This window comes from Kitasatospora sp. NPDC053057 (assembly GCF_044546945.1).
GTDB lineage: Bacteria > Actinomycetota > Actinomycetes > Streptomycetales > Streptomycetaceae > Kitasatospora.
In genome coordinates, this window is the sequence record NZ_JBITZP010000034.1 from 71,937 (window position 1) to 85,104 (window position 13,168).

11 protein-coding genes are annotated in these 13,168 nt (G+C 73.6%); 8 read left to right on the forward strand and 3 right to left on the reverse strand.

The genetic code is table 11. The features are described from left to right. The first annotated feature begins 44 nt into the window (after positions 1–44). From ACIG5E_RS29195 to ACIG5E_RS29225, 7 genes are all read left to right on the forward strand, one after another. Entirely contained in the window at positions 45–1,499 is a 1,455-nt protein-coding gene (locus ACIG5E_RS29195; RefSeq protein ID WP_396538321.1) for a PLP-dependent aminotransferase family protein, read from the forward strand. A gap of 693 nt (positions 1,500–2,192) precedes the next feature. Beyond that, positions 2,193–3,599: a family 2B encapsulin nanocompartment shell protein gene (locus ACIG5E_RS29200; protein WP_396538323.1), complete on the forward strand. Its 1,407-nt coding sequence runs from the start codon at positions 2,193–2,195 to the stop codon at positions 3,597–3,599. Positions 3,600–3,827: 228 nt separating this feature from the next. Beyond that, positions 3,828–4,760 (forward strand): hypothetical protein, encoded by a 933-nt coding sequence (locus tag ACIG5E_RS29205; RefSeq protein WP_396538325.1) that lies wholly within the window; start codon positions 3,828–3,830, stop codon positions 4,758–4,760. Between the two features lie 122 nt (positions 4,761–4,882). Further along, positions 4,883–5,653, forward strand: a complete 771-nt coding sequence (locus ACIG5E_RS29210; RefSeq protein WP_396538327.1) for a hypothetical protein — start codon at positions 4,883–4,885, stop codon at positions 5,651–5,653. A 218-nt stretch (positions 5,654–5,871) separates the two neighbouring features. Beyond that, the gene (locus tag ACIG5E_RS29215) at positions 5,872–6,504 is read left to right on the forward strand and encodes a class I SAM-dependent methyltransferase (protein WP_396538329.1); all 633 of its coding nucleotides are present in this window, start codon (positions 5,872–5,874) and stop codon (positions 6,502–6,504) included. Then, on the forward strand, positions 6,501–7,160 hold the full coding sequence (locus tag ACIG5E_RS29220; protein ID WP_396538331.1) for a hypothetical protein: 660 nt from the start codon (positions 6,501–6,503) through the stop codon (positions 7,158–7,160). The genes ACIG5E_RS29215 and ACIG5E_RS29220 overlap by 4 nt, the downstream gene beginning before the upstream one ends. Before the next feature lie 148 nt (positions 7,161–7,308). Beyond that, positions 7,309–7,896 carry a TerD family protein gene (locus tag ACIG5E_RS29225; RefSeq protein WP_396538333.1) on the forward strand — a complete coding sequence of 196 codons (588 nt, stop codon included), beginning with the start codon at positions 7,309–7,311 and terminating at the stop codon, positions 7,894–7,896. A 28-nt stretch (positions 7,897–7,924) separates the two neighbouring features. On the opposite strand, the gene ACIG5E_RS29230 is transcribed toward ACIG5E_RS29225, so the two are convergent. Together ACIG5E_RS29230 and ACIG5E_RS29235 are read right to left on the reverse strand one after the other, a co-directional pair. Continuing rightward, the gene (locus tag ACIG5E_RS29230) at positions 7,925–9,580 is read right to left on the reverse strand and encodes an ABC transporter permease (protein ID WP_396538335.1); all 1,656 of its coding nucleotides are present in this window, start codon (positions 9,578–9,580) and stop codon (positions 7,925–7,927) included. After that, positions 9,577–10,503 (reverse strand): ABC transporter ATP-binding protein, encoded by a 927-nt coding sequence (locus ACIG5E_RS29235; protein WP_396538337.1) that lies wholly within the window; start codon positions 10,501–10,503, stop codon positions 9,577–9,579. The genes ACIG5E_RS29230 and ACIG5E_RS29235 overlap by 4 nt, the downstream gene beginning before the upstream one ends. A 94-nt stretch (positions 10,504–10,597) precedes the next feature. Here ACIG5E_RS29235 and ACIG5E_RS29240 point away from each other — a divergent pair, with 94 nt between their 5' ends. Then, positions 10,598–11,113 (forward strand): GbsR/MarR family transcriptional regulator, encoded by a 516-nt coding sequence (locus ACIG5E_RS29240; RefSeq protein WP_396538339.1) that lies wholly within the window; start codon positions 10,598–10,600, stop codon positions 11,111–11,113. Positions 11,114–11,197: 84 nt separating this feature from the next. Here the strand turns inward: ACIG5E_RS29240 and ACIG5E_RS29245 are convergent, their stop codons facing one another. Then, complete coding sequence (locus ACIG5E_RS29245) at positions 11,198–12,667, reverse strand: hypothetical protein (protein WP_396538341.1); 1,470 nt, start codon at positions 12,665–12,667, stop codon at positions 11,198–11,200. Positions 12,668–13,168 lie beyond the last annotated feature (501 nt).

A 13,168-nucleotide genomic window follows, 5' to 3' on the forward strand; every position in this document is an offset into this window, starting at 1 on the left:
CCGCCCGCCGGGCGGCCGGTAAGCGGCGGGTAGGGTGCGTGGCCATGACGGAAACGCCGGGCGCGCACCCCACCGAGCCGGCCCACCCGACCGGCAACGACCTGCACCTCGACCTGCCCGCCACCGGCGGCCGCCGCTCCGCGCTGATGGCCGCCCTTCGCGAGGCGATCCGCACCGGCCGACTCGCCCCCGGCACCCGGCTGCCGCCCTACCGGGCGCTCGCCGCCGACCTCGGCCTGGCCCGCAACACCGCCGCCGAGGCCTACGCCGAACTCGTCGCCGAGGGCTGGCTGACCGCCCGTCAGGGCTCCGGCACCACCGTCGCCGAACGCGCCGCACCCGTCCGGCCCGACCGGGCCCGCCGCCCCACCCACCGGTCCGGGCCCGTTCACGACCTGCGCCAGGGCCAGCCCGACGCCGCCTCCTTCCCCCGCACCGCCTGGCTGGCCGCCGCCCGCCGGGCTCTCACTTCCGCGCCCAACGAGGCCTTCGGGCCCGGCGATCCGCAGGGCCGGCGCGAACTGCGCACCGCCCTCGCCGACTACCTCGCCCGTGCCCGCGGAGTGCGCACCGACCCCGACCGGATCGTCGTCTGCTCCGGCTTCGCCCACGCGCTGCGGCTGCTCTTCGACGGTGCCGCGCCCGTCCTGCCGTCCGCCGACCAGGAGCCGCTGGCCGTCGAGGCGTACGGGCTCGGCTTCCACCGCGGGCTGCTGGCCGCCGCCGGGGTCACCACCGTTCCGCTCCCGATCGACGAACAAGGTGCGCGCGTCGACGAGTTGACACGGCACCCGGACGTCCGGACGGTCCTGCTCACCCCCGCCCACCAGTTCCCGACCGGCGGCCCGCTGCACGCCGGGCGCCGGGCCGCCGTGATCGACTGGGCGCGCGGGCGCGGCGGGCTCCTCCTCGAGGACGACTACGACGGGGAGTTCCGCTACGACCGCCAACCGGTCGGCGCCGTCCAGGGGCTCGACCCCGACCGGGTCGTCTACCTCGGCAGCACCAGCAAGAGCCTCAGCCCGGCGCTGCGCCTCGGCTGGATGGTCCTGCCGGACCACCTGGTCGACCGGGTGCTCGCGGCCAAGGGCGAACGCGAGGCCTGGGCCAGCGCGTTGGAGCAGCTGACCCTTGCCGAGTTCATCGACTCCGGCGGCTACGACCGGCACGTGCGCCGGATGCGGCGCCGCTACCGGGACCGCCGGGACCGGCTGGTGGCCGCGCTGGCCGCGAGCGCCCCGCACATCGAGGTGTCCGGCATCGCGGCCGGTCTGCACGCCGTCCTGCGGCTCGCCCCCGGCACCGAGCGCTCGATCCTCAAGGCCGCCGCCTACCGGGGCCTGGCCGTCGAGGGGCTCGCCGACTACCGCCACCCGGCGGTCAGCCGGGAGGCGATGCCCGCCGTCGACGGCCTGGTGGTCGGCTACGCCACACCGCCCGACCACGCCTATCCGGCGGCCCTCCAAGCGCTGTGCGACATCCTGCCGCCGTCCGCCTGAGCCGGTCTGAGCCCACCTGAGCGTGCCTGAGCCGGTCCGGGGCGGCCCGGGACGGCTGAACCCGGGCCCGGGGAGGGGGAGCGGCGGAGGACGAGTTCGGCGAACACCTCGGCACGCCCGTGATCCGCCTCCTCGGCTGGTGCGACAGCCACAACACCACGCGTCCGGCCGGGCACCGGCCGCTGCTGCAGGTCGAAGGGTCGGCGGCGGACGCGGCCTGGGGCGAGCTCGTCAACGTCTCGATCTGGATCACCGACGGAGGGCCTGACGGCGGGTCGGTTCGACCGGGTGCGGCACGCGATGGAGGTCGCCTGACGGTGTGCCGGGTTGACGGTCGGCGGTCGCTGCGGCGGTCGCCGGGCCGGGCCGGGGCGCGGGCGGGAGAGGCCTTGCGGGGGTGTGGATCGCGGGCGCGAACGGATGTTCTGGTGGCGCGTGGGGTGCTCGGGAGCAGGTGGGGGCGGAAGGCGGGAGATTCACCCTATCGGGGGGTAGTCGGCCGCCGTACGGGCTCGGTCGGGTTCTGGTGATCTAGGGTTCCGGATGGGCCGCCGGGCGATGGCGGTCGCGCTCCCGACACTCGCCAACTTCCCCACCAGTCAGCGGATCTGATGATCCGTTGTGGCTCGCGCCCAGGGCGGAGCGGTACGGCCCTGACCGCGTGATCCGACCACACGAATGGAGACCCTGCCGATGCCCGTGGACACGAGCCCGGAGACACAGCAGGACCGGCAGCAGAGCCTTGCGACGGCAGCTGCCCGCAATCTTGCCACCACGACCAAGTCCGCACCGCAGATGCAGGAGATCACCTCCCGCTGGCTGCTCAAGGTGCTTCCGTGGGTCGAGGCCCACGGTGGCGCGTACCGGGTGAACCGACGGCTCACCTACACCGTCGGCAACGGCGTGGTGGAGTTCATCAAGACCGGCTCCCAGGTCCGGGTGATCCCGCAGGAGCTCGGCGAGCTCGCCCTGCTGCGCGGTTACGAGGACGAGGAGGTGCTGACCGCCCTCGCCGACCGCTGCCAGCAGCGCGACTTCGGCCCCGGCGAGGTGCTCACCACCCAGGGCGAGGCGGCCGACCGGATCTTCCTGATCGCGCACGGCAAGATCAACAAGATCGGCACCGGCAAGTACGGTGACGAGACCGTGGTCGGTGTGGCCGGTGACGGCGACCGCTTCGGCGACGACTCGCTGCTGAACCCGGACGCCGTCTGGGAGTACACCGCGAAGACCGCCACCTCCGGTGTCGCGCTCACCCTGAGCCGGGACGACTTCGCCCGCATCCGGGACAACGCGCCGACCCTCCAGGAGCACCTGGTGTCGTTCCTGGCCCTGCCGCTGCAGGCCCAGAACGAACGTGGCGAGGCCGAGATCGCCATGTCGGCCGGCCACCACGGTGAGTACGAACTCCCCGGCGCCTTCGTGGACTACGAGCTCAAGCCGCGTGAGTACGAGCTGAGCGTCGCGCAGACCATCCTCAAGGTCCACACCCGCGTCGCGGACCTGTACAACCAGCCGATGAACCAGATCGAGCACCAGCTCCGGCTGACCATCGAGGCCCTGCGCGAGCGCCAGGAGCACGAGATGATCAACAACCCGGAGTTCGGCCTGCTCAACAACGCCGACTTCGACCAGCGGATCCAGACCCACTCCGGCCCGCCCACTCCGGACGACCTGGACGAGCTGCTCAACCGCCGCCGTGACCCCGACTACCTGCTGGCCCACCCGCGCGCCATCGCCGCGATCGGCCGGGAGTTCAACGCCCGGGGCATCTACCCGCACCACGTCGACCTCGGCGGGCAGCAGGTGCCGGCGTGGCGCGGGGTGCCGATCCTGCCGTGCAGCAAGATCCCGATCACCAAGGAGAACACCAGCTCGATCCTGGTGATCCGTACCGGTGAGGACAACCAGGGCGTCATCGGCCTGCACCAGACCGGCCTGCCGGACGAGTACCAGCCCTCGCTCTCGGTCCGGTTCATGGGGATCGACGAGAAGGCGATCATCTCCTACCTGGTCAGCGCCTACTACTCGTGCGCGATCCTGGTGCCGGACGCGGTCGGCGTGCTCGAGAACGTCGAGATCGCGCACCGCCGCCACTGAGCGCGGAGAACAGCGAGCGCAGGCCGTAACCGGTCGGCGTGAAGATCGTTTCACCTGATGACGGACGGCCCGCCCGGGAGGTGGGCCGTCCGTCTGATCGCGTCCGAATGCGCATGGTCGTACCCGATCGGCTCTGATCCGGATCCGACCGCTGCTGCTCGTTTCCGTCGACTGATCAGCCCGAGTCCGTCCCGTCCCCCCAGGCGAACCGAGAGGTGTGTGGAGCCCATGCCGCAGCGTCGGCAGTTCCGACGGATACCGCAGCACGGCGGCGGCTCCGTCGCTCCCGGGCGGCGGGTGCGGCTGATCGGCGCGGCGGTCGGCGTGGTGGCGATGTGCGCACTGGTCGGCGGCGCCACCGCATCGGGCGCCGAACGCCCCGGCGGGAACGCGCACGGCGCGGCCGTGGACATCTGCGTGTGCAGCGACACCGACGTCTCGACCTCGGTCGGGCCGGGCGGGAGCGTCGACGTCGGGGTGGACGTCGACGTCCAGGTCGGCGTCACCGTCACCCCCGACGTCGGCCGCCACCACGGTCACCGGCCCCCACACGACCACCACCCGTGCCACCAGCCGCCCACGGCGGCGCCGCTCCCGGCGCTGCCCTCGCCCTCGACGACGACGGGACTCCGGCACGAGCCGGGGCGGCCGGACGACGAGCAGGGCGGGCACGACGGGCACGGAGGGCATCACCACCACCCGCACCCCTGTCCGAGCCCCACGCCGACCCCCACGCCGACCCCCACACCTACGCACACGCCGACCCCGACGCACACGCCGACCCCGACGTCGACTCCCACCCCTACCCCCACACCTACGCCGTCCCCGAGCGCGACACCCCCCAGCCCGACCCCGGTGCCCACCCCACCGCCCTCGCCCCCGGCGCCCGCTCCCGGGCCGCCCGCACCGCCCCCGCCGGTCCCCGCTGCGCCCAGTCCCGCGGCGCCGAGCCCGGACCGTCCGAGCCCGCTGTGGCCGACGCCCTCGGCGCACCCGGTGTTCAAGGTGTGGGCCACCAAGCCGCTGGCGGTCGGGCAGCACCACCACGGCGCCTCGGCGATCACCACGATGCTGCTGATCTTCGTCCCCGGCATCCTGGCGGCGGCCGCGCTGCGCCCGGGTCGTGGCCGAGGCCGAGGTCGCGGCCGTTCCGGGTCCTGATGAGCACCCCGGTCCCGGCTGCCCGGAGACCGCGAGTCCCCGACACATTCCGGCTCGACCCGCCCGTTGAGCCCCCTGCTTCCCCGTTCACGTCACAAGCCAAGCCAGAGAAGGGAGTTCCCATGTCCGAGTGGGTGGCGCTGGTCATCGCCATGGCGGCGGCCTGTGCCGTTGTGTTGGCGGTGGTGGTGCTGAGGCACCGCACTGCGGGCGTCGAGGAGAACGTCGACGAGACGCCCGACGTCATCGAGTACATCACGATGATGATCGGCGTGGTCTACGCGATCGTCCTCGGTCTCGCCATCGCGGGCGTCTGGGAGGCGCGCGGCGCCGCGCAGGACGACCTGTTCCGTGAGGCGCAGTCGCTGCGGGAGGTGAGCGACCGGGCGGTGGTCTACCCGGTCGAGTTCCGCGACCAGGTCCGGGCCGACATCGACGCCTACGTCACGTACGTGGTGAACGTCGAGTGGGACTACATGTCCAAGAACGGCGGGATCACCGACAAGGGCTCCCAGTTGCTGGACAAGGTCCAGAACGACGTGGCCACCCGGGCGCCGGCCTCGGACCTGGAGTCCCAGGCCTACCAGCCGATCATGGACCGGGTCAGCCAGGCCTCCGACGCCCGCAACCAGCGCGGTCAGAACGCCGGGCCGACCATGCCGGGCGTGGTCTGGTTCGGTCTGATCGGCGGGGCGGTGGTCACCATCGGGATGCTGTTCGCGCTGCAGATCAGGCGCACGCCAAGGGAGTTGATGCTGGCGGGCTGCTTCAGCGTGCTGATCGCCTTCCTGTTGTTCATGATCTGGGACTTCGACGACCCGTTCGCCCGGAGCGTCTCGGTCACCACCCAGCCCTTCGTGGACCTCTTCCCCTCGCTCAACCTCAAGAGCTGAGACGACTCTGGTCATCCGTGCACCGGTGGTCCCGAACGGAACCACCGGTGCACGATCCTGACGAAACATCAGCGAGGATGGCATCCATCGAGTCGAGCATGGTGCCGGAGGCGTCGTCGTTCTCCAGGGTGTCCACCCCGTGGACCGCCCCGGGCGGCGGAGGGCGATGGACCGGTAGGTTGACCGGGACGGAACAGGCCCGCCGAACGGAGGAGCGCATGGACAGTCAGGGCTGGGACGACCGCTACGCCGCGAGCGAACTGGTGTGGGGCACCGCGCCCAACCAGTGGGTGGTCCGCGAACTGACCGGCAGCACCCCCGGCCGCGCCCTCGACCTGGCCACCGGCGAGGGCCGCAACGCCATCTGGCTGGCCACCCAGGGCTGGGAGGTCACCGGCCTCGACTTCTCCGCCGTCGCCCTGGAACGCGCCGAACGGCTCACCGGCGAACTGCCCGACGAGGTCGCCGACCGGCTCACCTGGCGGCACGGCGACGCCCGTACCCAGGAGGGCCCGGCCGTCGGTTACGACCTCGTCCTGATCGCCTACCTCCAGCTCCCCGCCGAGGACCGCCGGGCCGCGCTGCACCGCGCCGCCGAGGCACTCGCCCCCGGCGGCACCCTGCTGGTCATCGGGCACGACCTGACCAACCTCACCGACGGCGTCGGCGGTCCCCAGGATCCGGCCGTGCTGTTCACCCCGGAGGACGTCCTCGCCGACCTCGCCGAGTACGGCCTGCACACCGTACGGGCCGAGCGCGTCCACCGTACGGTCGGCGAGCCCGGCCACAAGGGCGGCCTGACGAGCGTCGCGATCGACGCGCTGGTGCGGCTGGAGCGGGGTGCCGAGTGACACCCCGACCCTCCCGCCGCACACTGCTCACCGGCCTGGTGGCCGCCGCCCCGCTGGTGCTGGCCGGCTGCTCCTTCGCGGGGAAGAAGGGCAAGGCCGAGACGAACGGCCCGGTGGCCAAAGCCAGTGACCCCGGCGGCGCGGCCTTCGTGATGATCATCCGGCACGGCGAGAAGCCCGTCGGCAGCGAGCCGGGCCTGGACGAGAACGGCAAGCACGACGGCAAGTCCCTCACCCAGCGCGGCTGGGACCGGGCCAAGGCGCTGCCGACCCTGTTCGCCCCGCCCGCGGCCGGGCTGCGCACCCCGGCCCGGATCTATGCCGCCACCGACCAGGGCCCGATGGCCGGGGCGCACCGAATGCGCCAGACCGTCACGCCACTGGGAGCCAAGCTCGGGCTGACCGTGGACACCACCTACGCCGAGTCCCAGGAATCGGAGCTGGCCGGCGCCGCGCTCGCCGGGGCGCAGCCGGTGCTGATCTGCTGGGAGCACTCCCGGATCCCGCGGATCGTCGAGGCGCTCGGAGCCTCGGGCAGCGGGGTGCCGACCAGCTGGCCGGACCGGTTCGACCTGGTCTGGGTGTTCTCCCGGCCGGCCGGCGGGGCCTGGACCTTCCAGGAAGTGCGGCAACACCTGCTGGACGGCGACGCCTGATCCACACCCGGGTGTCCGGGTGAGTCCGCCGTGGGCCCCAGTGCCCGTGCAACCGGCGGGGTCCTCCGAGTCGCTGTCCGATGATCATAGGTTTCCCTGCGTGCGATAGGTTCGCGGCACGGACGGCGGTAGGAACGAGGAGGGCACGATGACCGTTTCACTGGCCAAGGGGCAGAAGATCAGCCTGGAGAAGCCGGGCGGTGGGCAGTTGAGCCTGGTCCGGATGGGCCTGGGCTGGAAGGCCGTGCAGCGCAAGGGTTTCCTGGCCAAGCTGATGTCCTCCGGCCGGGAGATCGACCTGGACGCCTCGGCGGTGCTGTTCTCGCGCGGGAGGTCGGTGGACGTGGTCTACTTCCAGCACCTCACCAGCAACGACGGCTCGGTCCGGCACAGCGGGGACAACCTGGTCGGCGGCGCGGGCGACGCTACCGACGACGAGTCGATCACGGTCGAACTGACCAAGGTGGGCGCCGAGGTCGACCAGATCCTGTTCACGGTCAACTCCTTCACGGGACAGACCTTCCAGGAGGTCGAGGCCGCCTTCTGCCGATTGGTGGACGAGACCACCGGCACCGAGCTGGCCCGCTACACCCTCACCGGCGGCGGCCCGTACACCGCCCAGATCATGGCCAAGATGCAGCGCACGCCGACCGGTTGGCAGATGGTCGCGATCGGCCGGCCGGCGAGCGGGCGCACCTTCAAGGACCTGATGCCGGAGCTGGTCAAGTACCTCTGACGGCTTCGGGGGGCCCGGCGCCGCGACGCTACTCGACGTCCCGGCGCCGGAACCCGGCCAGGGCCAGCGCGATCAGCGCGGCCGCGACCACGGTGAGCACGGCAAGCGGCGTCCAGTCCATCCGGGCCGCGGGGAGCCGGGGCACCTGGCCGAACGGGGAGAACCGGTCCAGGCCCGCGGGGAACTTCAGCAGCGGGCCCAGGTAGCCGATCACGAACGCGTACGCGGGGATGACCCAGGCCAGCGGCATCGCCCGGGGCAGCCAGCCGTAGACGGCCGCGGCGAAACCCACCGTCACCCACAGGGCGGGCGCGAAGGCCAGCGCCGCGCCGGTCAGCCGCAGGAACACGCCCCCGTCGCCGGTGGACAGCGCCCCGGCCAGGCCGAAGCCCACGCCCGCCGCCAGCATCACGACGGTGGAGCCCAGCAGCGCCGCCGCCAGGTGCCCGCCCAGCCAGCCGGACCGCGACACCCCGGTGGCCAGCACCGGCACGGCCCGCCCGGCGCTCTCCTCGGTGCGCGGGCGTAGCGTCGCCAGCACCGCGTACACCCCGCCGACCACCGCGACCACCAGCAGGGTCAGCGCGGCGAAGGAGTCGGCGAGGGTGTGGCCGCCGAGCCGGGCCAGCGCCTGCCTGATCTGGTCGACGTCCTTGAGCATCGAGTCGGCCTGGCCGAGCAGCGACCCGTACATCGCGCCGAGCAGCAGCAGGGCGATGGCGAAGCCGCCGATCAGACCGCGGTGCAGCCGCAGCGCCAGGCCGAGCGGGGTGCCCAGGGCCTGACTGCCGGTGGCCGGGCCGGGGCGGGCGGCGCGCAGCCCGGCGCCGAAGTCGCGGCGGGTGCTCAGCGCGAACCCGGCCGCGGCGGTGGCGGCGGCCAGCGCCAGTGCGGGCAGCAGCGGCCACCAGTGGTCGTCGACGAAGGGGTAGCTGCGCTGCAGCCAGCCGATCGGGGAGGCCCAGGACAGGCCGCTCTCCCCGGCGTCCCCGGCGGCGCGCAGCGCGTAGGCGGCGCCGAGCACGGCCAGGGCCAGCCCGGAGGCCGTCCGGGTGTGCGCGGTGATCTGCACGGTGACGGCGGCCACCGCGCCGAACAGCAGCCCGCCGACGGCGGTCGCGGCCCCGTACAGCAGCGCGCCGCCGGCGGTCAGGCCGGGGACGCCGAGGCCGGGCAGGCCGAGGGCGAGCAGCAGGCCGAGCGCGAGGTCGGCGACGGCGGCGGTGGCCAGGGCGGCGGCGAGCTGGGCGTGCCGGCCGACCGCGGCCGAGCGGACCAGTTCGGCGCGGCCGCTCTCCTCCTCAGCCCGGGTGTGCCGGGCGACGGTCAGCACGCTCATCAGGCCGGCCAGCACGACCAGCAGGCCGAGCAACCGGTGGCCGAGCATCGCGCCCCAGGTGTAGTCGGCCAGGTAGTGGGCCGGACCGGTCATGGCGAGCAGGGCCGGGTTGTCCGAGCCGTGGGCGATCGAGGCGCGGTCGGCGGCGGTCGGGTAGACGGTGTGGACGCTGTTGGCGGTGGCCAGGGTGACCAGCCCCAGGCCGAGCACCCAGGCGGGCAGCCGGGCCCGGTCGCGGCGCAGCGCGAAGCGCAGCAGGACGGCGCTGCCGGCCAGGGTGGTGCGCTCCCCGGCGCGGCCGGTGTCGCGGCGCGGGGCGGTGCGGGCGGCGGCGGTGGCGGTCATCGCGCGGCCTCGCCGTCGGTCCGGTGCCCGTTGGCGGCCAGCTCGTCGCCGTAGTGGCGCAGCATCAGCTCCTCCAGCGTGGGTGGGTGGCTGACCAGGCTGCGCAGCCCGGCCTCGCTCAGCGTGCGTACGGCGGTGTCGAGTCGGGCGCCGTCCACGGCGAAGCGGACGCGCAGGCCGTCGGTGCGCAGGGCGTGCACGCCCGCCAGCGTGTCCAGTCCGGTGACCGGGCGGCTGGTCTCCGCCTCGACGGTGGTGCGGGTGAGGTGGCGCAGCTCGCCGAGGGTGCCGCTCTGCACCACCCGGCCCTGCCGGATGATGCTGACCCGGTCGCCCAGCTTCTCCACCTCGTCCAGGATGTGGCTGGAGAGCAGGACGGTGCGGCCCTGCTCCTTGGCCTGCCGGACGACGTCCTGGAAGACCACCTCCATCAGCGGGTCCAGGCCGGAGGTCGGCTCGTCCAGCAGCAGGAGCTCGGCGTCGGAGGCGAGCGCGGCGACGATGGCGACCTTCTGCCGGTTGCCCTTGGAGTAGCTGCGGCCCTTCTTGGTCGGGTCGAGGTCGAAGCGCTCGAGCAGTTCGTCCCGGCGGCGCCGGTCGAGCCGGCCGCGCAGCCGGGAGAGCAGGTCGATGGCCTCGCCGCCGGTGAGGTTGGGCCACAGCTCGACGTCGCCGGGGACGTAGGCGAGGCGGCGGTGCAGCTCGACGGCGTCGCTCCACGGGTCCTTCCCGAGCAGCCGGGCGCTGCCGCCGTCCGCGCGCAGCAGTCCGAGCAGGACGCGGATGGAGGTGGACTTCCCGGCTCCGTTGGGGCCCAGGAAGCCGTGGACCTCGCCGGTCTCGACGGTCAGGTCGAGGCCGTCCAGTGCGGTGGTCCGGCCGAAGGTCTTGCGCAGACCGGACAGGATGATGGCCTTGGTCATGCTTTTGAAGCTACCGTAGTTTCAGAAAAACGTGAATATTGAGAAGCGTTAAGGTTCGACCGGGGGACGGATGATCTCTGGAAAGGGGAGAGCGGTGGAATGGGAGCCGGAGCAGGAGCAGGGGCAGGGGCAGGGGCAGGACCCTCGGGCCGTGGCGGACTTCGTGGAGCGCTTCGCGGCCGAGCTGGTGGTCGCGGGCATGGGCCGGATGCCGTCCCGGATCTTCTCCTGCCTGATGGCCGAGGAGAGCGGCGTGCTGACCTCCGCCGAACTGTCCGAGCGGCTGCAGATCAGCCCGGCGGCCGTCTCCGGCGGGATGCGCTACCTCATCCAGATCGGGCTGGTCGCCAAGGAACGCGAGCCGGGATCCCGGCGTGACCGCTACCGGGTGCTCAACGACGTCTGGTTCGAGTCGCTGACCCGGCGCGACGAACTCCTGCTGCGCTGGGTCCGGGTGCTGAAGGAGGGGGAGGCGATCGTCGGTGCGGGCACGGCGGCGGGGGAGCGGCTGGAGGAGAGCGCGGCCTTCTTCGAGTTCATGATCGACGAACTGCACGGGATGCTCGGCCGCTGGCGCGAGCACCGGGCGACACGGGGCCTCGGGGCGTAGGGCCCGTCCTTCGTGAGGACGCGCGACGGCGGCAGCACGGTCCGGGGACCGTCCTGCCGCCGTCGGCGGTTCGGTGCGGAGGAGTTACTTCTTCACGGTCGCCGAGGGAGACGGCGACAGTGAGGAGCTCGGCGTGGCGCTCGATCCGGCGGACGGGGTGGCGCTGGGGGAGCCGCTCGGCGAGGGCGTCGGGCAGCCGGGGGCGGTCGGCGGCGCGGACGGGGTGCCGGTCGGGGTGGCCGTCGGGGACGGTGTGGCGGTGGGCGTGGCGGTGGGCGCGGCGGTGCCGGTGGGCGTCGCGGTCGCCGTCGGGCTCGGGCAGGACGTCGGCGTACCGGTCGGCGTACCGGTCGGCGTGCCGGAGGGGGTGGCCGTCGGGGACGGCGTGCCGCTCGGCGTGGCGGTCGGGGACGGGCGGCCGCTCGGGGTGGCCGTCGGGCTCGCGGACGGCGAGGGCGAACCGGTGGGCGTCGGCGTGCTGGTCGGCTGCGCGGACGGCGTTGGAGTCGGTGTCGGAGTCGGGTTCTGGGTGGGCGTCACCGGCGGCACGGTCGGCTGGGGGGTCGGCGTCGGGCCGGTGCCCGTGCCGTCGCTGCCCGCCGGGGTGCCGTTCGAGGTGCCCGCTGTCGTGCCGGACGGCAGGAGGAACGGCGAGGGCGAGGTGCCCGGCACGCTCGGGACGCCGGGGAGGTCAGGGACGGTGGTCACCTGGCCGCTGCCGAAGTGCGCCATCCAGTTGCGGACGGTGCGCAGGTACTCGGTGGAGTCGTTGTAGCTGAGGACCGCCCGGTCCAGCTGCGAGGGGTCGGAGAGGTCCCGGCCGCCCGCGCACAGGTAGCGGCCGGCGGTCTCGGCCGCGTCGAAGATGTTGTTCGGGTCGGCCGTGCCCTTGCCGGTGGCGTCCACGCCCCAGGAGGCCCAGGTCGACGGGATGAACTGCATCGGGCCGACCGCGCGGTCCCAGCGGGAGTCGCCGTCGTAGCGGCCGCCGTCGGTGTCGGGTATCGCGGCGAAGCCGTTGCCGTCCAGCACCGGGCCGAGGATCGGGGTGAGCGTCCGGCCGGAGGCGTCCACCTGGCCGCCGTTGGCCTGGCCGGACTCGACCTGGCCGATCGCCGCCAGCAGCTGCCAGGGCAGGTGGCAGCCCGGCGAGCGCTGCGCCAGCGAGGCCTCGGCCTGGCGGTAGGCGGCGAAGACGGTGGCGGGCAGCGCCGCGCCGGTGGCGTCGAACGGGCCGGCCGCGGGCAGGCCGGGCTGGGTGCCGGGCGGCTGCGGCAGCTGGACGGCGCTGCCGCCGTCCGCCGCGGTGCCGGGCACGCCGGGTATGCCGGTCGAGGGGCCGCCGAACGGAGTGGAGGAGGAGCTCGAACCCTGCGCGGCGGTGCCGTCCTGCGCCGGGCCGGCGTCGGCGGCCGCGACCTGCGCGAGGCCCAGGTCCGACACCTGAGAGCCGGTCAGCGCGGCCAGCGCGGCGAAGGCCGCCGCCGTCCCCGTGACCCGCTTGCCGAGCCGAACCTTGCGCCCACCCTTGGCGCTGCCGAACCTCGCCGCCATCTGCTGCCCCTCCCCGTCGCCGTCCGGACCTCCCCGGAACGGTTGAGCCATCGTCATCGTGCCCGCCCGCTCGGCGGCGCCCGCCACCGGGACGATTAGTATCACGACGATCTGACAGGGACAGGATGGACGGGAGGCGGCCCGCTGCCGCCCGAGGGGTTAACGCAGCACCTCAGCCCGGGTCCTGCGGGCCCGGACCCGCGCCGTGGAATTCACGACCTTCTCATCTCCCCTGCCACGAGAGGGAGTTGGCCGGCAGGCCAACAGCGGGAGTCCGGGCGCCCCGGCGGTCGGACCGGCGGTTCGAGGCGCGGGGGTAGTACGTGGGCGTTGTTCCGGGCTCCCCGGCGGCGCCCGCATGCGACCCCCCTGACCTGCCCGGATGCCCGCCGTCGCGCCGGCCTCCCCTAGTACTCCAGTGCGACTTCGTGATCTATCCGGTTGAGGGGTCGGCGAGCCGTCGTTGGTAGTGGCTGCGGCGAGCACTGGCTTGATGGCGTC

Excerpts from the sequence above, each read along its gene's own strand:
- ACIG5E_RS29195 (WP_396538321.1), top strand. The coding sequence starts at position 45 with ATGACGGAAACGCCGGGCGCGCACCCCACCGAGCCGGCCCACCCGACC.
- ACIG5E_RS29200 (WP_396538323.1), top strand. The coding sequence starts at position 2,193 with ATGCCCGTGGACACGAGCCCGGAGACACAGCAGGACCGGCAGCAGAGC.
- ACIG5E_RS29205 (WP_396538325.1), top strand. The coding sequence starts at position 3,828 with ATGCCGCAGCGTCGGCAGTTCCGACGGATACCGCAGCACGGCGGCGGC.
- ACIG5E_RS29210 (WP_396538327.1), top strand. The coding sequence starts at position 4,883 with ATGTCCGAGTGGGTGGCGCTGGTCATCGCCATGGCGGCGGCCTGTGCC.
- ACIG5E_RS29215 (WP_396538329.1), top strand. The coding sequence starts at position 5,872 with ATGGACAGTCAGGGCTGGGACGACCGCTACGCCGCGAGCGAACTGGTG.
- ACIG5E_RS29225 (WP_396538333.1), top strand. The coding sequence starts at position 7,309 with ATGACCGTTTCACTGGCCAAGGGGCAGAAGATCAGCCTGGAGAAGCCG.
- ACIG5E_RS29230 (WP_396538335.1), bottom strand. The coding sequence starts at position 9,580 with ATGACCGCCACCGCCGCCGCCCGCACCGCCCCGCGCCGCGACACCGGC.
- ACIG5E_RS29235 (WP_396538337.1), bottom strand. The coding sequence starts at position 10,503 with ATGACCAAGGCCATCATCCTGTCCGGTCTGCGCAAGACCTTCGGCCGG.
- ACIG5E_RS29245 (WP_396538341.1), bottom strand. The coding sequence starts at position 12,667 with ATGGCGGCGAGGTTCGGCAGCGCCAAGGGTGGGCGCAAGGTTCGGCTC.